This window comes from Bacillus sp. HY001 (genome assembly GCF_007558965.1).
Classification (GTDB): domain Bacteria; phylum Bacillota; class Bacilli; order Bacillales; family Bacillaceae_G; genus Bacillus_A; species Bacillus_A mobilis.
The window spans coordinates 16,906-36,708 of record NZ_VLTE01000017.1 but is presented as its reverse complement, the minus strand read 5'-3'; the positions used below and the strand labels follow the sequence as shown (position 1 = coordinate 36,708).

Below are 19,803 nucleotides of genomic sequence, written 5' to 3'. Positions count from 1 at the left end.
TTGACTTATGAAAAAAGTTAGGTCTATAATGAGTGCAACTTAAAAAAATGCAAGCGTTGATGAAGAAGAGTACACATGATGAACATGTCAGAGAGCTGATGGTTGGTGCGAATCAGTATGGGATTGATGTGGAATGGGCTTCGGAGCTTCCAAACCGAAACGAAAGAAGTAGGCTTTGGCGACATGATCTCATCGATACAAGAGACACGTATTGTTTTTGATACGGTAAAGTGCGTTACATTTGTAACGAATTAAGGTGGCACCACGGGAGTACCCGTCCTTTCTATAGGATGAGTACTCCCTTTTTGTGTACAAAAAATTAAATAAATGAAATCGTTGAAGTAAGAAGAGTACGTATATCGGAGACGTTACAGAGAGCCGGGGATAGGTGGGAGCCCGGTGCGGTGCCATATACGGAATGGGCTTACGAGAGGTATGCTGAACAATTATTTTCAGTAGGCAACCCGGGTTCCGCCGTTACAAGGATAAGGTATATATTTTGTACCTGAACAAAGCGGGATGCTTTTGTGTCCAACATGAGGTGGTACCACGGTAAATTTATCGTCCTCTACATATTTTCGATATGTAGAGGACTTTTTTATTTTTCAGGGTGAGGTGAAGGACATGATGACGAAAGAAGAATTTATGAAACGAAAAAGAGAAGAAAAAACATTTTTAGTAATTACCGAAGAAGAAGGAGATAGCATTACGCCAATTTCTTTATATAGACGTATGAAGGGAAAGAAAAAGTTTTTATTAGAAAGCTCCCAGCTTCATCAAGATAAAGGACGCTATTCTTACTTAGGTTGTAATCCATATGGCGAAGTGAAAAGTGTTGGTACGGAAGTAGAACGAACGATTTACGGCCGGGCAGAAAAGCTGCAAGGTAACGTACTACAAGTTTTAGAAAAAGAAACCCGGTCAGCTCAAGTAGACAGTCCATTCCCGTTTTGCGGAGGAGCAGTTGGTTATATTGGCTATGACGTCATTCGGCAGTATGAAAACATTGGCGCAGATTTACACGATCCATTAAATATTCCAGAGGTACACCTTTTACTGTACCGTGAGTTTATCGTGTATGATCACTTACGCCAAAAATTATCCTTTGTATATGTATGCAGGGAAGACGATTCTCCTTCTTATGAAGAAGTATATGAAAGATTGCAAGTATACAAAGAGGAAGTGCTGAGGGGAGAAGAAGCGGAAGTAACTGAAATAAGATCAACATTATCATTCACTTCTTCTATAACAGAAAAAGAATTTTGCGCGATGGTAGAAACGGCGAAAGAATACATTCGAGCCGGAGACATATTCCAAGTCGTATTATCTCAGCGTTTGCAAAGTGAATGTATTGGTGATCCTTTCGCCTTATACCGAAAACTTCGAATTGCAAATCCGTCACCATATATGTTCTATATCGATTTTCAAGATTATGTTGTACTCGGTTCTTCGCCGGAAAGTTTGTTATCGGTAAGAGAGGATAAAGTGATGACGAACCCAATTGCGGGTACGAGGCCGAGAGGGAAAACGAAGCAGGAAGATGCGGAAATTGAAAAAGAACTGTTAGAAAATGAGAAAGAACGAGCGGAGCATATGATGCTTGTGGATCTTGGAAGAAATGATATAGGAAGAGTGAGTGAAATTGGCTCAGTTACGATAGATAAATATATGAAAGTAGAGAAATACTCCCACGTCATGCACATTGTATCTGAAGTTTACGGAACATTGCGAAAACGGATGAGTGGATTTGATGCATTAGCGTATTGTCTACCAGCAGGAACAGTGTCAGGCGCTCCGAAAATTAGAGCGATGGAAATTATAAATGGGCTAGAGAATGAAAAAAGAAATGTGTACGCGGGTGCAGTTGGATACGTTAGTTTTTCAGGGAATCTTGATATGGCGCTTGCGATTCGAACGATGGTCGTCAAGGATGAGAAAGCATACGTTCAGGCAGGAGCGGGAATTGTTTATGATTCAGACCCAGTAGCTGAATATGAAGAAACGTTAAATAAAGCGAGAGCACTATTGGAGGTAATGAAATGATTGTACTAATTGATAATTATGATTCATTCACATATAACTTGTATCAACTGTTAGGTGAATATGAAGAAGATATTGTTGTCGTAAGGAATGATCAAATAACGATAGAACAGTTAGAAGGGATGAATCCAACAGGAATTGTGCTTTCACCAGGACCAGGAAAACCAGAGGATGCTGGTATTTGTATCGAAGTGATTCGTCATTTTTATAAGAACGTTCCCATATTAGGTATTTGCCTTGGCCATCAGGCGATTATATCAGCATTTGGAGGAGACATTGTTCGAGCGGATCGCATTAAACACGGAAAAACCTCTCGTGTGAAACATAACGGAACGTCAATTTTTTCATACGTTACCCAGCCGTTAACAGCGATGCGCTACCATTCCCTTGTTGCAGCGCAAACGAATTTGCCACAGTGTTTTGACATACTAGCGACAGCGATGGATGACGGAGAAATTATGGCAGTTCGTCACAATTATTATCCGCTATTTGGATTACAGTTTCATCCGGAATCAATCGCAACAGAAGAAGGCGGAAAGTTAATACGTGCCTTTTTAGGCGAAGTGAAAGAGGAGGAAAGAGTATGAATAACTATCTTCGTAAATTAGTGGAGGGACAACATTTAACAGAAGAGGAAATGTATAGAGCAGGGCTTCTTTTATTAAATGAAAACATATTGGAAAGTGAAATTGCAGCGTTCTTAGTCTTACTGAAAGCGAAAGGCGAAACGGCAGGAGAAATATACGGCCTCGTTCGAGCTCTTCGTGAAAAGGCATTACCGTTTTCGAACCATATACAAGGAGCGATGGACAATTGCGGGACAGGTGGTGACGGTGCCCAAACATTTAATATTAGTACAACATCGGCATTTGTACTAGCAGGAGCTGGCGTAAAAGTTGCAAAACACGGTAACCGAGCTGTTTCTAGTAAAACAGGAAGTGCAGATTTATTAGAAGAACTCGGTGTAAATATTAGCAGTACGCCAAACGAAATTGATTATTTATTAGAGCATGTCGGGATCGCATTTTTATTCGCACCAGCGATGCATCCAGCATTAAGGCGCATTATGAAAATAAGAAAAGAATTAAATGTGCCGACGATTTTTAACTTAATTGGTCCTTTAACAAATCCGGTGAATTTAGAAACACAATTTGTCGGCATTTATAAACGAGATATGTTACTACCAGTTGCGCAAGTATTACAGAAACTAGGAAGAAAACAAGCACTTGTCGTAAATGGAAGTGGATTTTTAGATGAAGCATCATTGCAAGGAGAAAATCATGTTGTCATTTTAAAAGATAATGAAATAGTAGAAACGAGTATTGAACCTGAGAAATATGGTTTCCGGGTAGTGAAAAACGAAGAGATTAGAGGCGGAGATTCGAAAGAAAATGCAAAGATTACGCTCGGGGTGTTAAGCGGAGAAAAGAGTGTTTACCGCGATACTGTTTTATTCAATACAGGTCTAGCTCTTTTCGCAAATGGAAAAGCAGAAACGATTGAAGAAGGAATTACACTAGCGGCACATAGTATTGACTCAGGAAAAGCATTAGCCAAACTAAACTTATTAATTGCAGCAAGTCATGAAAAATTAGAAAGGGTGAATTAAAGTGGGGACGATTTTAGACAAAATTGTAGACCAAAAGAAAAAGGAAGTTGCGACATTATATGAAACATATACACCATTAAAAGAAAGTAGAAAGACACATTCACTTGTAGAAGCATTACAGCAGTTTACTGTCATTGCAGAAGTAAAGCGAGCATCACCATCAAAAGGAGATATCAATTTACACGTTGATGTACGAAAACAAGTAAAAACATATGATGACTGCGGCGCAGGAGCAGTTTCTGTTTTAACAGACGGTCAATTTTTTAAAGGGTCGTTTCATGATTTACAAACGGCAAGAGCAGAAAGTAACATTCCGCTTTTATGCAAAGATTTCATAATCGATACGATTCAAATTGATAGAGCGTATGAAGCTGGCGCAGATATTATTTTACTAATCGTAGCGGCGTTAACGAAAGAGAAGTTAAAAGAGTTATACAGCTACGTACTAGAAAAAGGATTAGAAGCAATTGTTGAAGTTCATGATGAACAGGAATTAGAAATTGCAATTCAATTAAATCCGCACGTTATCGGTATTAACAACCGTAATTTAAAAACATTTGAAGTCGATTTAAGCCAAACAGAAAAGCTTGGAAAACGATTAAACGAGGAGAGATTACTTTGGATTAGTGAAAGCGGGATTCATTCAAAAGAAGATATTATTCGCGTCAAACGAGCTGGAGCGAAAGGTGTATTAGTTGGAGAAGCACTTATGACATCATCTTCTATTCGTACCTTTTTTGAAGATTGTAAGGTGAATATATGAAAGTGAAAATTTGCGGCATCACTGATGTTGAAACAGCAAAACGTGCTTGTGAATACGGAGCTGATGCACTCGGATTTGTTTTTGCAGAAAGTAAGCGGAAAATTACCCCGGGGCTAGCGAAAGAAATCATTCAGGAGATTCCGGCGGACATATTAAAAATCGGTGTTTTCGTAAATGAATCAGTAGAAGAGATTCAGAAAATTGCAGATGAATGCGGGTTAACGCATGTGCAATTACATGGGGATGAAGATAATCATCAAATTAGAAGATTGAATATTCCGTCTATAAAATCACTCGGAGTAACTTCAGAAGACGATATGAAAAACGCTCAAGCATATGAAACGGATTATATATTGTTTGATAGCCCGAAAGAAAAGTTTCACGGAGGAAATGGAAAGAAATTTTCATGGGTACTACTTGCGCATATGCCAAAAGAGTTGCGAGAGAAAACAATATTAGCTGGTGGATTAAACGCTCTTAATATAGAAGAAGCGATTCGAACTATTCAGCCGTACATGGTCGATGTAAGTAGCGGAGTAGAGACAGAAGGAAAGAAAGATCTAAAGAAAATAAAACAATTTATCATAAAAGCGAAGGAGTGTTCCAAATGAACTACGCATATCCAGATGAAAAAGGTCACTACGGTATATACGGAGGACGATACGTTCCAGAAACGTTAATGCAATCTGTATTAGAACTAGAAGAAGCATATAAAGAAGCGGTGCAAGATGAAGCGTTTCAAAAGGAATTAAATCATTATTTAACAACGTACGTCGGAAGAGAAACACCGCTTTATTTCGCTGAAAATATGACGAAGTATTGCGGCGGTGCAAAGATTTATTTAAAACGTGAAGATTTGAACCATACAGGAGCTCATAAAATTAACAATACAATCGGTCAGGCACTACTTGCAGTACGAATGGGCAAGAAAAAAGTTGTCGCTGAAACAGGGGCTGGACAACACGGAGTGGCGACCGCTACTGTATGTGCCCTACTCGGATTAGAATGCATCATCTTTATGGGAGAAGAAGATGTGAGACGTCAAAAATTAAATGTGTTCCGAATGGAATTACTCGGAGCGAAAGTAGAAAGTGTAGCGGCAGGTAGCGGCACATTAAAAGATGCGGTGAACGAGGCACTTCGTTACTGGGTTTCACACGTGCACGATACGCACTACATTATGGGATCTGTTCTCGGACCGCATCCATTCCCGCAAATTGTTCGTGATTTCCAAAGTGTAATTGGGAAAGAAACGAAAAAACAATATGAGGCGTTAGAAGGAAAGTTACCGGAAGCAGTCGTTGCTTGTATTGGCGGTGGTAGTAATGCGATGGGAATGTTTTATCCGTTCGTACACGATGAAGAAGTCGCTCTTTACGGCGTAGAAGCAGCAGGGAAAGGCGTTCATACAGAACAGCACGCAGCGACTTTAACGAAAGGAAGCGTTGGTGTTTTACACGGATCGATGATGTACCTTCTGCAAAATGAAGAAGGACAAATTCAAGAAGCGCATTCTATTTCAGCAGGGCTTGATTATCCAGGTGTTGGGCCAGAACATAGCTTGCTAAAAGATATTGGCCGCGTTTCTTATCATTCCATTACAGATGATGAGGCGTTAGAAGCGTTTCAATTGTTAACGAAAAAAGAAGGGATTATCCCGGCATTAGAAAGCTCGCATGCTGTCGCATATGCGTTAAAATTAGCGCCGCAAATGAAGAAAGACGAAGGACTTGTCATTTGCTTATCTGGCCGCGGCGATAAAGATGTAGAGAGTATAAAACGTTATATGGAAGAGGTGTAAAAAATGGGAGTAGAAAAAATTACAGCAGCGTTTGAAAATGGTAAGAAAGCATTTATTCCGTACGTAATGGGCGGAGATGGTGGCCTTGAAAAATTAAAAGAAAGAATTCGTTTTTTAGACGAAGCAGGAGCAAGCATCGTTGAAATCGGCATTCCGTTTTCAGATCCAGTCGCAGACGGTCCAACAATTCAAAGAGCAGGGAAACGAGCGCTAGATAGCGGTGTAACAGTAAAGGGCATTTTTCAAGCATTAATAGAGGTAAGGAAAGAAGTACAAATTCCATTTGTACTCATGACATATTTAAATCCAGTACTCGCATTCGGAAAAGAACGATTCATCGAAAACTGTATAGAAGCAGGGGTAGACGGTATGATCGTTCCGGATTTACCGTATGAAGAACAAAATATTATTGTCCCGTTACTTAGAGAGGCAAACATTGCGCTAATTCCACTCGTTACAGTAACGAGCCCAATTGAGCGAATCGAAAAAATTACGAGTGAATCAGAAGGATTCGTCTACGCCGTTACAGTAGCGGGCGTAACAGGAGTACGTCAAAACTTTAAAGGTGAGATTCATAGTTACTTAGAAAAAGTAAAATCCCATACACATTTACCGGTCGTGGCAGGGTTCGGTATTTCAACAAAGGAACATGTAGAAGAAATGATTACAATATGTGATGGAGTTGTCGTTGGAAGTAAAGTCATTGAGCTGTTAGAAAATGAAAAGCGAGAAGAAATATGTGAATTCATACAGGCAACAAAACAAAAAGAAGAGGCATAAGTCTCTTCTTTTTGTTTTGCGTAAAAAAATGTTAAAATATACAGAAAATACATATAATTTAGAGGGTGAGAAAGCATGCTAAGACGAAAACTACTATATCTTCTTTTAACTGTACCACTATACGCTTGGCTCATTAGCATGACAAAAATAGAGTTGATGGCTCTATTTTTAGGATATGTATTCATCTTTTCCAGCTTAAATCGCATTCAAGAGCAATCTATTTTAGAAATATGTATATTTTCGATTAGTATAGAACTATTTAGTATCGTTTCGATTGTATTATTAAATGAATTATTTCTCTGGATCCATTCATTTGAATTAATGAAATTTGGAAATGTTGTATTGCAAGTAATATGTGTTTATATTGTGTTTGTTGTGTTAGACAAAATAGTCGGACAGCAGAGCGTTTTTCAGGATAAAAGAAAATGGGAGTGAAAGGAGTCATTTGGCTCCTTTTTTAAATCTGTTGTAAAAACAATTGAAAATTATGACATCTGTTATATAATAGTTAAAAATTGTATTTTTAATGAAAAGAGATGATAACATGGCCATATTGTTGGCACTTATCCCAATTATGATGATTTTCATTTGTTTATTTTTATTTAAACAAACGTCATTACGGTCCTCTTTAATTGCTTACGTTGTGTCTGTTGGAATCGTTTTACTCTCACCAACGTTTCAACTAGGGATAAGTGAAACTGTGCACGCAACGATTAAAGGTTGGTTAATTTGTTTTATTGTCGGGTACGTGTTGTTTTTCGGTATTTTTTTATTTCACCTCATGAACAAAATGGGGTACATCGATCAAGTAGCGCGTTTTTTAGAAGAAGTGACGCGCGATCGTTTATTACAAATGCTTCTTATGTGTTTTGGTATTTGTCCGCTAATCGAATCAGTAAGTGGATTCGGAATTGGTTTCATGGTTGCAGCACCTATCTTTCTATCATTAGGCTATAAACCGTTTCAAGCTGTACTACTTTCATTTATTGGTTTACTAGCTAGTTCATGGGGCGCGATGGCGACTGGTACGATTATCGGTTCGCAGCTTATAAATATGCCGCTTACAACACTTGGCACAAATACGGCACTAATAAGCATCCCGATGTTTGCTTATTTCGTCATTCTTTCTTTACATGTTGTTGGTGGCTGGCAGGCCGTTATGGAAAAGTGGAAAGAAGGATTCGGTTTCTTTCTATTATTCTCTCTCGGAATCTATCTTTCTAACGCATACGTAAGTGTTGAACTAGCAGGTATATTAAGTTCTATCGTTACAATTACATTTGGCTTTCTTATCATTAAATTAAAAGGAAAAAGTGAGCAAAATGTAATGACAGAACATGCTGCGGCAACGGAGAGAGAAGTATCTATTATAAAAATAATTAGCCCTTATATATTCTTAACTGTTTGTATTTTACTTTCTCGCCTCGTACCAGCATTACATGATGTATTCAGATCATATGCAGTCCTTGATTTAAAATCATACTCTTATAAATTAGAAATGCTATATTCACCAGGATTTTGGCTCGGTATGACTTGCTTATTTACTATTATTTTCTTCCGCATTCCATCTCATATTATTAAACAATCACTCTCGCAAACGATAAAGCAATGGATTCCATTTGCAATTACAACGACAATGTTTATCGCCATTTCAGAACTAATGGGTGCATCTGGCATGCATTCATTACTGGCAAAAACAGCTGGTGAAACATTCGGTACATTTTTCGTTTTCGTTGCTCCGTTTATCGGTGGAATCGGTGGCTTTTTAACAGGTAGTAACGCCGGATCAAATGCGATGTTTATAAAACTACAAATGCAAACGGCGCAGAACGTAGCACTCCCGTGGCAATACGTCACAACACTGCAAAACACTGCATCATCAGTAGCGACAATCGCTTGCCCGTCACGTATTACATTAGGTGCTTATTTATGTAACATCCCTTATCGTGAAAATGAATTATTAAAGAAAACAACGTTAATGATTTTTGGTGCGATTTTGCTCGTAGTAGTAGAGGTTATTGTTTGGTATATGTTGAGAAATTAAAAATCCTCCTAACATAGGAGGATTTTTTTTATGGTTGAATAATGTTTTAAATATGAAAAGCTTCTACTAAATGAATAGGAGATGAAATGTATGCCCCTAAAAAACTACGGTGTATTAAAAGGTACAGTTATACAATCTAAGATTGGAAAAGGGAAAACGCCTCATTATCAAGTTCATTTACAAGGTGAAGCAGAAGTAGATTATCGTATTGCAATTAACGTGAAATCGCAAAGTTATCCGTCAGAAGTTTTATATTTTGCGAGTACCGATATTCGGTCAGAGGCGATTCACATTTTATCGACATTACCATTCGGTTTTACAGAAGTTAAAAATAATGAGCCGAAAGTAGCTTTAGACTACGTAAGAGGTAATGTATTTGATTCGAAGCAAATGATTCCTTTACCTGCCGAAAAAGCAGGAGTTGATAATGATTTAAATGAAAAGATAGAACGGTATATAAAACGAGCAATAGAAGAAAAAGCGATTATTTACGCGTTCGGTGAAAGATGGGGACCAGAAGAAAATACACCCGATTCTTATTTTCACTTCAAACCAGGGAACGGTATACACGATATTCATATGAATCAAGGGAACGTAGAGAAATGGAAAGGTGATAATGGTATATGGCAAGACGGAGGAATACTCATCCACTTCGAAAAGGAAGAAGAATGGATCGGTATCTTTCTTGCCTTCCAGTCGCAGTCATGGTGTACGGATGACGAGGGACATGCTCGTGTTCCGGTTGAGCATTGTGATTATAAGGGGAATAATTGAGGAGAAGAGCTAGTTCTAAATGAACTAGCTCTTCTAGTGGGAATACAGTCTGTGTAAAGAACAATTTGTTGTTAATTTGCAGTATTAAATAATATGGGGGAGGAATTGAAAATATTATCGTTATATATTAATGTAATGTTGTAAAGTGTTCAAAAATAAAATGGTAGGAGGCGATTTTTAGTTGGAGCAAAATGGGTATATAGAAATACTGCAAAAGGCAAAAGAATTTTTACAAAAGAATTTCTCTTTTATAAAAGTGGGATTTATTAGTAAGCGGATTATCTCAATTATAATCATTTTAATATCATCGACAGTTGCATATTTTTCCGGATATCTGTTTTTATGGGGATACTATTTTGGAGGTGAAAAGGACGAATCACTGTTATCCGTTGCGGTTAATTTAGTTCCAATTGAGCGTGTGGTAGCCTTTTCGGTAGGATTCTTTTATATTATCTTAATTGGAATTATTGTGTTGTTTTTTATAGCTATATTAAAAAATAAAGCAAGTTTTGACTCAGCTTTTTTAATAGTATTAGCATTAGGTTTTACAAACTTAGCGATTGTATATTTTTTAGCAGCAGAAGTAACGTTGATGGTATATATTCAGACATTATTACTTTGGTTGTTGCCTTTATTTATTATACTTATATGTACAAATTTTTATTTTCTTTTTAAAGCTTCTTATGCTTTTATTAGTTATCAGATATATTGTTGTAGTACGTATATTAGTTTGATAATAATATCTAAATATTTTGATTTACCTTCTCTAGGGGCTTTATTATCCAGACCTGAATTTTTGATGGTACTTTCTATTATTGGTGCACCAACGATATTTCTAATAAATAGGATAAGAAATCAAATGATTTTATTTGCGGTGAAAATAATATTGAAGTCTGTTGGGATAATTCCGATATTTTTAATGATAGGATGGCATATTTATATAGACTTATTGGCTAAAATTATTTTTACCTTATTTGTTATTAATACTATGATTTATATGAGAGTACGTGGGGGGAAAGAGAAAACGGAAAAAATATTAGCCGATGAAGGGCGTAAGAAAACTATGAAACCATTATATATTACAAAACCGTTTACGGTAATATTATATATGTTAGTGGTGTTTTTTATTATGAGTAATTTAACTCTATATTCATTGGTTCAAGGAGGGAAATATATGTATTTAATTCTCCAACCAAATAATTATCAGGAAATAGAGTATATATGGGATGGGAAGTTGAAACAAATACAAGGGAATATTATTTCTAGCCGGAATGATACATATTACATATCAACAACGGATAGGAAATTAATGATTTTAAAAACAAAGGATATTATTATAGGTTCAAATTAATAAGAAGAGGGCGTTCAAAACGAACGCCCTCCTCTTATTTTATAAAACCCAAAACTAACAAGTGTAGAAAGGCAAGAGAAAAGCAGTGCCACACTAGAAAATGCAATGAGGTACATATTATACTTCATCACTTTGCCAATGAGCTGATTACTGTCGTATTGAAATAGTCCTGCGATTATGTTGAATAAAAATAATACGATAAACATGACGATCACACCGTCTATTGATCCTTTAATATCTGGTTTACTTAAAGCGATATGTGCAGAAATACAAATGGCGATAAATAAAAATAGCCAAAAGGAAGGATTCAATAAATTACTTATTGTAAATAGGCTTTTCAATAATACAAACGTCGACAAGAGCATGTTTTGAACCATTTCTATATTAATAGAAGTAGAAGCAATTGTTTTTTCGAGAGTTGTATTAAATAAGAAATATGAATTCGGTACGAAATAGCGCATTAAAAGGATTAACGCAGTGATACCGGAAATAATAGGACCGATTCCAATGAAGAAGTTCCCAATTCGTTGATATACACTTTTTTGATTGTATTGATGTTGTACGTAGCCTAAAGCACCTTGACTTGTATCTGTTGGGAAAAACTGCGTTGCTACAATTTTATGACGAAATAGTACACACATAATGGCATGTCCAAGTTCGTGAATCGGAACACCAATCCACGCAGTTAAAAGGAATCCTTTTCTTCCGAAAGCTCTCGACCAATACATGCGTGTGAGAGATTCCAAATAGCCTAATAGAAATCCAATTACAATGATAACGCCAATTAAAGAAAATAATTGGATTACGCTTGTAAGGAGTATTTGAAAAATTGAGTTTACCAATTCCATTTCCAGTCATCCAATCTGTTAAGAATGTTATTTGTTCTGTTTCATAATAGCATTATTTTTCAAGATTGCTAGCATATATATTTTCTTTTGAAAGAAGGATTTCATAATCTTTTTCTTGTAGTCATGTTTTATGTCCAAAGTCATATATTGAATTTGTAACACCCTATATGGTATATGCTCAAGGAGGGATGAGAGAATGAAATGTCCGGCGTGTCAGACGGAAAATGCAGCAGAGGCAAAGTTTTGCGGGAATTGTGGACATTCGTTGACGGAGGAAGTAGTAGCGAGTGGTGCACGGGAAGAAGATGAGCAACAAGCACGCGTAGCACCAGCAAAGGAAACTCGACCAAATGAAACGGTAGAGCAAGCGAAGCGGTTTGCAATTGGCTATTTTCAGTTCTTTAAACATGCTTTCAAAGCACCGACAGCGATTATGAAAAGCGGCAAGGTTGAAGTACGAAATGGAATTGTAAGTCTTGTTCTTATTTGTCTTTTAGGTGCATGTATTTTTTATAGAATGATGAGTGCTGCAGCAACCGTTACGAAAACATTTGCACCAGATATACCTACTCCTACATTCTTTTTGGACTCTGTAACGGTCTTTTTATTTTTATTAATTTTAACTTTATTTGTCGGATTTATTATTTTTGTCAGTGGTAAGATGATGAAATCTTCTTTTTCATTTCTTGAAGTATTCGGCGTATGGGGAACGATAGCAACGCCGGCTATCGCTATATTAGTTCTTACATTTCTTTTTAGTTTTCTATTAATCTTTTTCTTACCGATATTACTATCTGTAGCTACAACTTATATAGGGATTAGTATAACGGTTGCTATATTAAAATTAGACAATGGCGGATTAGATCTTGTGTACACACTTATTATCGCAAATGTTTTAATTGGAATCGCAACATTCATTGTACTTTGGTCTTACATTAGCACGATAATTCAAACCATTACTCAGGGATTAACTGGCCTCTAAAGAAAAGGTGGTTGAATGGATGAATGTATGTACAAAGTGTGGGACTCAGTTTGAAGACGGTGTGCAATTTTGTCAAAACTGTGGTAGGAAGAGGGAGAACCCTGTAATAGAGAAGAAAATGAGCAGCGGTACAAAAGTCGGCATTACGCTTTTAGTACTACTTGTTATAGTGATTGTCGGTTTGTATGTATATGGATCGTCGTATTATACGCAGGTTGCGCAAGTAGACCGGATGATTACTATTGTACAAGAGCGGGACGGGAAGAAGTTAGCTGAAATCGTCACGGCAGATGATCCATCAGTTATTGTAACGAGAGAGAGTTTAATGCCACTATTTTCGTATATAAAAGAAAACCCATCTTACGTGAATGAATTGAAAGACTATTTGAGGCAAGGTGAAAAACGAGGGGACGGAACCGAAAGAGCAGATTTTTCGTTAACGAAAGACGGGAAGTATTTCTTTTTATTTGATCGGTATAAATTGAAAGCGAAGACGTATTATACGACTTTACTTACAAATGAAAAAGGTACATCTTTAAAAATGAACGGAAAAGAAATTGATAAAACAGATGACAAAAAGTTTGAGAAGCAATATGGACCGTTTCTTCCAGGGACTCAAGTATTTCAATCAGAATATAAAAATGACTATGTAAAACTATCACGTGAAGAAAAGGTTGTACTTATGAAACAAGGTCAAAATAACGTAACGATAGATTTAACGTTGCAAGGGCAATATATTACAGTGCAAACGAATGCACCTGGTGCAACTTTGTACGTGAATCAAAAACCAGTCACAGCGCTGACCGGAGAAGAAATTACGTGGGGACCGGTAGCAACTGATGGAAGTGCGACGATTTATTTAGAACGAAATGGAGAAAATGGAAGGGAAACGACGAAGGTAGAAACGGTAACGGCACTTCCTTCTTATAATCTTCCATTCCAAAAGAAAAGTACAGAAAAAACAGTTGTTTATAATGTTACTCCTCCGCCCACGACTCGGTATGTATATAATGGTTTCATCTTCCCGGATAGTGATATTCGAAAACTAACGAGTGCAGACTTAACATATTTATCGAAAGAACAGTTGAAAATTGCTAGAAACGAAATATACGCAAGGCATGGACATATGTTTCAAACGAAAGATATGCAAGCGTACTTTTCAAAACAGTCTTGGTATAGAGAAAATCCGTATTTTACAGGAAAGCTAACGGATATTGAATCTTATAATGCTGAACTCATCAAATCAAGAGAATAAAACACGTGAAAAAGGTACAGTGCATAACTGTACCTTTTCTATGGTTTTTTAGCTGGACCAGGATCCCTTGAGAAAAAGATATGAAAGAGGAATGTGACTTTACTTGCTCCTCCTGATGTACTTGCTTGCACATCAGATAATGCACTAGATGTTAAAACACCTTCAGAATGAGGCGGTACGACTATTTTGAGGGCATCATCTGATTCTGATGATGCAGTAACTGTTATTGTATCATCAGATAAGTTCAAAATTTTTACAGTACCGATTGGTAAGATGGACTTGCCAGCGTGTGATGCTGAAGCGAAGTGAGAGCCTTTCCAAATCGTTTGTGCGAAAGTCTCATCATTAGATAACCAAGCGCGAGCGCTGTATAATGTTGCGTTAATGGAAAATTCTTGATCAAGCGACACGGCGGGTTTCGGTTCTTGCGGTTCCTCCGGAGTTTGAGCGAGAAGGCCGGCACACATATATGTTTCACCTCTACTTTCGATTATTACTGTTATAGCATATTAAACATGTTGTTTATAAGACACGACGGTTACCTATTCAGGCATAGGTTTGTGCACCAAATTTGAACATGAAATTCTCTTTCTTTACAATGGAAATAGGTGTTATTTCTGAAAAATATGGAAAACGTAAAGAGTATGTAGAAAAGAAGGAGTGGTAAAGTGAACTATGTCATTATTGGCGGAGATGCAGCTGGTATGAGTGCAGCTATGCAAATTGTTAGAAACGATGAAAATGCAAATGTTGTAACGTTAGAAAAAGGTGAAATTTATTCGTACGCGCAGTGTGGTTTACCGTATGTCATTAGTGGTGCTATCGCTTCAACGGAAAAATTAGTCGCGCGTAATGTAAAGACGTTTCGTGATAAATACGGAATTGATGCGAAAGTACGACATGAAGTAACGAAAGTAGATACAGAAAAGAAAATGGTATACGCAGAGCATACGAAGACAAAAGATGTTTTTGAATTTCCGTACGATCGATTATTAATTGCGACTGGAGTGCGTCCTGTTATGCCAGAATGGGAAGGTCGAGATATGCAAGGCATTCATCTTTTAAAAACAATTCCGGATGCTGAGCGCATATTAAAAACGTTAGAAACGAATAAAGTTGAGGATGTGACCATTATTGGCGGCGGTGCGATAGGACTGGAGATGGCAGAAACATTCGTCGAACTTGGTAAGAAAGTAAGAATGATTGAGAGAAATGATCATATCGGTACGATTTATGATGCAGATATGGCTGAGTATATACATAAAGAAGCGGATAAACATCATATTGAAATTTTAACGAATGAAAATGTAAAAGCATTTAAAGGAAATGAAAGAGTGGAACAAATTGAAACGGACAAAGGAACGTATAAAGCAGATCTTGTTTTAGTGTCAGTTGGAGTGAAGCCAAATACTCATTTTCTTGAAGGAACAAATATACGTACAAATCATAAAGGGGCAATTGAAGTAAATGCATATATGCAAACGAATGTGCAGGACGTATATGCAGCTGGTGATTGCGCTACACATTACCACGTTATAAAGGAAATCGATGATCATATCCCGCTCGGAACGACTGCGAATAAACAAGGACGACTTGCTGGACTAAATATGCTGGATAAACGAAGAGCCTTTAAAGGTACGTTAGGTACAGGGATTATTAAATTTATGGATTTGACGCTCGCAAGAACAGGATTAAATGAAAAAGAAGCGAAAGGGCTAAACATCCCGTATAAGACGGTTAATATAGATTCAACAAATATGGCGGGTTATTATCCAAATGCGAAACCACTTTATTTGAAATTACTATATCGCTCTGACACGAAACAATTATTAGGCGGACAAGTAATTGGAGAAGAAGGTGTAGATAAACGAATTGATGTAATCGCAATGGCACTTTTCAATAACATGAACATTCACGATTTAGAAGATGTCGACTTAAGTTACGCACCACCATATAACAGCGTTTGGGATCCAATTCAGCAAGCGGCAAGGAGAGCGGAATAGCACTTTTTAAGTGCTATTTTTTTTGCAAAGGTAGGTAAACTTTTTTAGCGAATAATAAAGAGGGAGAAACAGTTACATATAGGGAAGGGGATCATTAAAAATGTTTGTAACACTTCAAACAGTTCAAGAATCAGAAAAAGAAATATTACGTAATTTGTACGCACTATATCTTCATGACCTCTCTACATTCACTCCTAATATAACGATTGGGACAAATGGATTTTTTGAATACGAAGATTTGCATATGTCTTGGGAAAATGACGGAATCACTCCGTATTTTATTAAAAGTGACAATGATATTGTAGGATTTTTATTACTACTGGAACGCCCGTTTTTGAAGAAGGAAAACGACTTTGGCATAAATGACATTTTCATATTGAATCAGTACAAGGGAAAAGGAATCGGTAAACAAGTTATTGAGAATGTATTAAAAGAGAAAAGAGGACAATATTTCGTTATCGAACTTGTGAAAAATGTACCAGCAGTTTCTTTTTGGAAGAAAGTATATAGGGAGCTAAACATCGAATTTGATGAGGAAAAACAGTTAATTGATGATGAAGAATGTCTCGTTCAAACGTTTAAAATATAATGAAATCGATGCTCCTAGTATATTACTTTGAAATTTAACTTTATCCCGCTTAACGGACAGTAAAACTCCCACCTCAAAATTCAGTTGGAGCAAAGAAGTTAGGTGGGAGTCGGGCTGTCCGCTACCGTCCGATTGGTGAAGGCTAATAATCAGTGGGGGATGAACAAAACCCCCACTGATTAAAGTTTCACTTTATTGCGAATATACCGTTCACCCTTGAAAACATAGTACGTATCGCTTATATTTTCATATAGTATTTATTTTTAATAAAGCAATGAACGAACCAGGGGGCACAGTATGGCAATTAACATGAAAACAATCGAAGAATGGATTGCTGAATCAAACGCAAGACAAGAAGAAGACTTTGGACATGTTGTGGAAGAGATGAAAGAAGTATGCATCGGACTTGATAATGCGACATTAATTTATACGAAAAACGTATTTTGTTTCGGTAAGAAAGTAGAAGTATTGTTCTTCTTCCAAGACCATGTCGTAATCGGACAAGAAAAAGATGAGTATGTTGAAATTGAAAAATTAAAGTATGATGCAATTACAAATAGCAACTTAAAAACAAATGACAAAAATACAACGTTACAATTAAAGTTTGCTAACGGACAATCTATCAATTTAGATAGTTTAAATGATAACTACGGTACGAAAAATTGGTTATTTGCGCGACAAATTAAGAGTATTTTTAAATTAATCTAGTAAAAAAGCAGACCTCAAAGGGTCTGCTTTTTACTTGTTTCCTATTACACAAAGGCATCCTCTTTCTTCGAAACATTTTACGCTTGTAAATCCTGTTTTATAAAATAGGTTTATTAATTCTTCAGTCGTATTACATTTCTCCATATGATATTGAATTTTGAAAGTTTCAGCCACTAATAAAAAGGATCCGTTCGGTTGTAAGACGCGAAATACTTCGTTTATATCTTGTTCCACATCAGGCCAAAAGTAGTGTGTTTGAAAAGCGGTTATGAGATTGAAGAAGTTCGTATGATAGGGAATAGAAGAAACGCTTGCTTGTTGAACAATGACTTTTTGGTTTTGAACATCTTTTATATTCGTCTGTATAGAATTTTTTACAGCTTGATCGGAGTAATCAATTCCGTATATTTTCCCAAACGGAATTCGTTTTGAAAGAGTATGTATTGTTTTACCTCCGCCACAGCCGATATCTAATACGACTGCATCTGTCTGTATATGTATTTTTTGTAAAGCCCAATTTGTTAGCCTCGTATGTGCACTGTTCATAATACAAAGCATGGAAGAACCAATTGTTCCGCGAGGATTTTTTGCTTGCTGGATTAATCGTTGTAAAATACTCAAGTTAAGCTCTCCTTTTATGTAAGAATATATACTCATTTCGCTTTTTATAAATTAAGTCCTTTAAAAAAGCACGCCGTTCACCGGCATGCTTCTAATTACGTAAATCCCCTTTTAACCAATTCCGCGCTCGATACGCCCCGACAGGAATTTGAATGAGAGACGTTTCATTTCCCACATCTATCCCGTATAACTGATCACATGAATTTGTATCAAAACTTAGTAATGGATGCCCGCCCATCCCCATCGCGGTCGCTGTAAAAACGAGTTTATGAACGAGTATACCAGCTTCCATTTGGTGAATGCGATATCCTCTATAGCCTAATGCATTTGTATAGTAATCTTTCTTTCCGACCACATGTAGGCAAAGCGGTACTTGAAAAAGATTTACGTTATCCATCGTCATACTGGATTGAAGGGGATAACGAAGGTCTCCATATCGAAGTGGCTGTATGGAATGCGATTTACTGTTATAAGAATAAGCGCCGTTTTCTATATCTTTTACGTTATAAAAACATCCATATAAGGAGACTCGTGCATTTTCATTTACATACTGACCGTCAAGGTCGTTGTAATAAGGGAAGGAGAGGCTCGCTTCTTGTAGTAAAGTAGCGAGCCCTGCTGCATCCCATTTCGTTAAAGTAAAGTCAGCATCAGGGGAATATCGTTCTTTACAAAGTTGTAAGAAATCATACGATAATCGATCTACTTTCGGCAACTGTACAGTGTGCGCATGATGTTGATAGTGCTCTTCATGATGTAGTGTTTGGAAGTGTGCTGTCGATTCAATCATAGAAGCTTCATTTATTTTTGTTATCATAGGATGTTTATCTACTTGCTTTGATCGAACGAAATGTTCGTATGCTAACGGCGGAATTTGCTGCAGTAATTCATGAGAAGTAATCGTGTTATTATGATGATCACCATTGTGAAACCAATCATTTTGCGGTTCTGTACTTAAAGGAACAACAGCATACACGCTTTCTTCGCCTTCTGACAGTCCGAGTAAATGATTGATTGCACGGTCTAGAAACTGAAAATATACGCCATTTGTGTAACCAAATTGTTTGGCACATGCAAGTAATTGTCCGATGAGAACACCACTATCTAATCCTTGAAGTCGATATGAAAAGTTATTGTATTTAAAGTAGTTTTTCCAAAACATAGTGGATACGAATGCAGCGCCAAAACAAGACTGTATGTTACAACGATTGCCAAGTGCTTCTGTAATGTAAGAATCAAAATTTCCTTCACGAAGTAAAACAAGTCGGTGGTGCGCAGCGTCGTAATGGTAAATACCGTCTGGATAATCGTCAATCTTTAAATATATATACAATTCATTCGGATATAAAGCGCCGCCTGAAGGGATAGATCTTCGGAATAAAATTTTTTCGCTATTTAGCTGACATAACTGTGTTAAACCAAATGAGTACCAAAGGTAATGACCAATCTCCTTCAAAGTAGGTGTAGTAGAAGAGTTAGGTAAAGATAATGGGATTTCTAAAGAGAGAGGGATGACAGGTACATTTCGATATAATTTATAAGGAAGTGGTGCATCTTCCCAGTCCACTTCATGGTTCGGCATAATTTCGTCTATAGCAAAATGGAGATGATGTAAAAAAGTATCCAGCTGCATAG

At 36.9% G+C, this 19,803-nt stretch carries 20 protein-coding genes and 2 other annotated features; of the genes, 16 read left to right on the top strand and 4 right to left on the bottom strand.

Annotated features, from left to right (window positions below; translation table 11 throughout):
• Positions 1 to 47 precede the first annotated feature (47 nt).
• Positions 48 to 285: a binding site (T-box leader), on the top strand.
• A gap of 42 nt (positions 286 to 327) precedes the next feature.
• Positions 328 to 572: a binding site (T-box leader), on the top strand.
• A gap of 52 nt (positions 573 to 624) precedes the next feature.
• The 11 genes from trpE (at position 625) to FOT98_RS10525 (ending at position 11,162) form a co-directional block, all read left to right on the top strand.
• The gene (gene trpE / locus FOT98_RS10575) at positions 625 to 2,043 is read left to right on the top strand and encodes an anthranilate synthase component I (RefSeq protein ID WP_063260266.1); all 1,419 of its coding nucleotides are present in this window, start codon (positions 625 to 627) and stop codon (positions 2,041 to 2,043) included.
• Positions 2,040 to 2,627 (top strand): aminodeoxychorismate/anthranilate synthase component II, encoded by a 588-nt coding sequence (locus tag FOT98_RS10570; RefSeq protein WP_063260267.1) that lies wholly within the window; start codon positions 2,040 to 2,042, stop codon positions 2,625 to 2,627. The genes trpE and FOT98_RS10570 overlap by 4 nt, the downstream gene beginning before the upstream one ends.
• Positions 2,624 to 3,649, top strand: coding sequence for an anthranilate phosphoribosyltransferase (gene trpD, locus FOT98_RS10565; protein WP_063260268.1), 1,026 nt, complete (start codon positions 2,624 to 2,626; stop codon positions 3,647 to 3,649). The genes FOT98_RS10570 and trpD overlap by 4 nt, the downstream gene beginning before the upstream one ends.
• 1 nt (position 3,650) lies before the next feature.
• Entirely contained in the window at positions 3,651 to 4,412 is a 762-nt protein-coding gene (trpC, locus tag FOT98_RS10560) for an indole-3-glycerol phosphate synthase TrpC (protein ID WP_063260269.1), read from the top strand.
• The gene (locus tag FOT98_RS10555; RefSeq protein ID WP_063260270.1) at positions 4,409 to 5,023 is read left to right on the top strand and encodes a phosphoribosylanthranilate isomerase; all 615 of its coding nucleotides are present in this window, start codon (positions 4,409 to 4,411) and stop codon (positions 5,021 to 5,023) included. Before trpC ends, FOT98_RS10555 begins: the two co-directional genes overlap by 4 nt.
• A complete protein-coding gene (gene trpB, locus FOT98_RS10550) occupies positions 5,020 to 6,213 on the top strand; it encodes a tryptophan synthase subunit beta (protein WP_063260271.1) in 1,194 nt (397 codons plus the stop codon). Before FOT98_RS10555 ends, trpB begins: the two co-directional genes overlap by 4 nt.
• Before the next feature lie 3 nt (positions 6,214 to 6,216).
• On the top strand, positions 6,217 to 6,993 hold the full coding sequence (gene trpA, locus FOT98_RS10545) for a tryptophan synthase subunit alpha (RefSeq protein WP_063260272.1): 777 nt from the start codon (positions 6,217 to 6,219) through the stop codon (positions 6,991 to 6,993).
• 75 nt (positions 6,994 to 7,068) lie between these two features.
• On the top strand, positions 7,069 to 7,428 hold the full coding sequence (locus FOT98_RS10540) for a DUF4029 domain-containing protein (RefSeq protein WP_063260273.1): 360 nt from the start codon (positions 7,069 to 7,071) through the stop codon (positions 7,426 to 7,428).
• A gap of 109 nt (positions 7,429 to 7,537) precedes the next feature.
• Positions 7,538 to 9,037, top strand: a complete 1,500-nt coding sequence (locus FOT98_RS10535) for an L-lactate permease (protein ID WP_063260274.1) — start codon at positions 7,538 to 7,540, stop codon at positions 9,035 to 9,037.
• A gap of 90 nt (positions 9,038 to 9,127) precedes the next feature.
• Positions 9,128 to 9,811, top strand: a complete 684-nt coding sequence (locus tag FOT98_RS10530; RefSeq protein ID WP_063260275.1) for a DUF2278 family protein — start codon at positions 9,128 to 9,130, stop codon at positions 9,809 to 9,811.
• Between the two features lie 181 nt (positions 9,812 to 9,992).
• The gene (locus FOT98_RS10525; protein WP_063260276.1) at positions 9,993 to 11,162 is read left to right on the top strand and encodes a hypothetical protein; all 1,170 of its coding nucleotides are present in this window, start codon (positions 9,993 to 9,995) and stop codon (positions 11,160 to 11,162) included.
• A 14-nt stretch (positions 11,163 to 11,176) separates the two neighbouring features.
• Here FOT98_RS10525 and FOT98_RS10520 read toward each other — a convergent pair whose 3' ends face one another.
• Positions 11,177 to 12,010 (bottom strand): hypothetical protein, encoded by an 834-nt coding sequence (locus FOT98_RS10520; RefSeq protein WP_063260277.1) that lies wholly within the window; start codon positions 12,008 to 12,010, stop codon positions 11,177 to 11,179.
• Positions 12,011 to 12,206: 196 nt separating this feature from the next.
• Here FOT98_RS10520 and FOT98_RS10515 point away from each other — a divergent pair, with 196 nt between their 5' ends.
• Both FOT98_RS10515 and FOT98_RS10510 read left to right on the top strand, forming a co-directional pair.
• Positions 12,207 to 12,992, top strand: coding sequence for a zinc ribbon domain-containing protein (locus tag FOT98_RS10515; protein WP_063260278.1), 786 nt, complete (start codon positions 12,207 to 12,209; stop codon positions 12,990 to 12,992).
• A 19-nt stretch (positions 12,993 to 13,011) separates the two neighbouring features.
• Positions 13,012 to 14,247, top strand: coding sequence for a TcaA 3rd/4th domain-containing protein (locus tag FOT98_RS10510; protein ID WP_063260279.1), 1,236 nt, complete (start codon positions 13,012 to 13,014; stop codon positions 14,245 to 14,247).
• Positions 14,248 to 14,285: 38 nt separating this feature from the next.
• Here the strand turns inward: FOT98_RS10510 and FOT98_RS10505 are convergent, their stop codons facing one another.
• Positions 14,286 to 14,714 (bottom strand): hypothetical protein, encoded by a 429-nt coding sequence (locus tag FOT98_RS10505; protein ID WP_063260280.1) that lies wholly within the window; start codon positions 14,712 to 14,714, stop codon positions 14,286 to 14,288.
• Between the two features lie 201 nt (positions 14,715 to 14,915).
• Here FOT98_RS10505 and FOT98_RS10500 point away from each other — a divergent pair, with 201 nt between their 5' ends.
• From FOT98_RS10500 to FOT98_RS10490, 3 genes are all read left to right on the top strand, one after another.
• Positions 14,916 to 16,250: an FAD-dependent oxidoreductase gene (locus FOT98_RS10500; protein ID WP_063260281.1), complete on the top strand. Its 1,335-nt coding sequence runs from the start codon at positions 14,916 to 14,918 to the stop codon at positions 16,248 to 16,250.
• A 100-nt stretch (positions 16,251 to 16,350) separates the two neighbouring features.
• Positions 16,351 to 16,839, top strand: a complete 489-nt coding sequence (locus FOT98_RS10495; RefSeq protein ID WP_063260282.1) for a GNAT family N-acetyltransferase — start codon at positions 16,351 to 16,353, stop codon at positions 16,837 to 16,839.
• Between the two features lie 297 nt (positions 16,840 to 17,136).
• Positions 17,137 to 17,547, top strand: coding sequence for a DUF3908 family protein (locus FOT98_RS10490; RefSeq protein ID WP_063260283.1), 411 nt, complete (start codon positions 17,137 to 17,139; stop codon positions 17,545 to 17,547).
• A gap of 30 nt (positions 17,548 to 17,577) precedes the next feature.
• Here FOT98_RS10490 and FOT98_RS10485 read toward each other — a convergent pair whose 3' ends face one another.
• Together FOT98_RS10485 and FOT98_RS10480 are read right to left on the bottom strand one after the other, a co-directional pair.
• Complete coding sequence (locus FOT98_RS10485) at positions 17,578 to 18,168, bottom strand: class I SAM-dependent methyltransferase (RefSeq protein WP_063260284.1); 591 nt, start codon at positions 18,166 to 18,168, stop codon at positions 17,578 to 17,580.
• A gap of 91 nt (positions 18,169 to 18,259) precedes the next feature.
• A complete protein-coding gene (locus FOT98_RS10480; RefSeq protein WP_063260285.1) occupies positions 18,260 to 19,801 on the bottom strand; it encodes a SagB family peptide dehydrogenase in 1,542 nt (513 codons plus the stop codon).
• Between the last annotated feature and the right edge of the window lie 2 nt (positions 19,802 to 19,803).

Bases quoted from the DNA above. Each gene is read 5' to 3' on its own strand.
- FOT98_RS10540 (WP_063260273.1), top strand. From the start codon at position 7,069: ATGCTAAGACGAAAACTACTATATCTTCTTTTAACTGTACCACTATAC.
- FOT98_RS10490 (WP_063260283.1), top strand. From the start codon at position 17,137: ATGGCAATTAACATGAAAACAATCGAAGAATGGATTGCTGAATCAAAC.
- trpA (WP_063260272.1), top strand. From the start codon at position 6,217: ATGGGAGTAGAAAAAATTACAGCAGCGTTTGAAAATGGTAAGAAAGCA.
- FOT98_RS10570 (WP_063260267.1), top strand. From the start codon at position 2,040: ATGATTGTACTAATTGATAATTATGATTCATTCACATATAACTTGTAT.
- trpB (WP_063260271.1), top strand. From the start codon at position 5,020: ATGAACTACGCATATCCAGATGAAAAAGGTCACTACGGTATATACGGA.
- FOT98_RS10510 (WP_063260279.1), top strand. From the start codon at position 13,012: ATGAATGTATGTACAAAGTGTGGGACTCAGTTTGAAGACGGTGTGCAA.
- FOT98_RS10555 (WP_063260270.1), top strand. From the start codon at position 4,409: ATGAAAGTGAAAATTTGCGGCATCACTGATGTTGAAACAGCAAAACGT.
- FOT98_RS10505 (WP_063260280.1), bottom strand. From the start codon at position 14,714: ATGTGTGCCGGCCTTCTCGCTCAAACTCCGGAGGAACCGCAAGAACCG.
- FOT98_RS10515 (WP_063260278.1), top strand. From the start codon at position 12,207: ATGAAATGTCCGGCGTGTCAGACGGAAAATGCAGCAGAGGCAAAGTTT.
- trpD (WP_063260268.1), top strand. From the start codon at position 2,624: ATGAATAACTATCTTCGTAAATTAGTGGAGGGACAACATTTAACAGAA.
- FOT98_RS10495 (WP_063260282.1), top strand. From the start codon at position 16,351: ATGTTTGTAACACTTCAAACAGTTCAAGAATCAGAAAAAGAAATATTA.
- FOT98_RS10520 (WP_063260277.1), bottom strand. From the start codon at position 12,010: ATGGAATTGGTAAACTCAATTTTTCAAATACTCCTTACAAGCGTAATC.
- FOT98_RS10535 (WP_063260274.1), top strand. From the start codon at position 7,538: ATGGCCATATTGTTGGCACTTATCCCAATTATGATGATTTTCATTTGT.
- trpE (WP_063260266.1), top strand. From the start codon at position 625: ATGATGACGAAAGAAGAATTTATGAAACGAAAAAGAGAAGAAAAAACA.
- FOT98_RS10530 (WP_063260275.1), top strand. From the start codon at position 9,128: ATGCCCCTAAAAAACTACGGTGTATTAAAAGGTACAGTTATACAATCT.
- FOT98_RS10480 (WP_063260285.1), bottom strand. From the start codon at position 19,801: ATGCAGCTGGATACTTTTTTACATCATCTCCATTTTGCTATAGACGAA.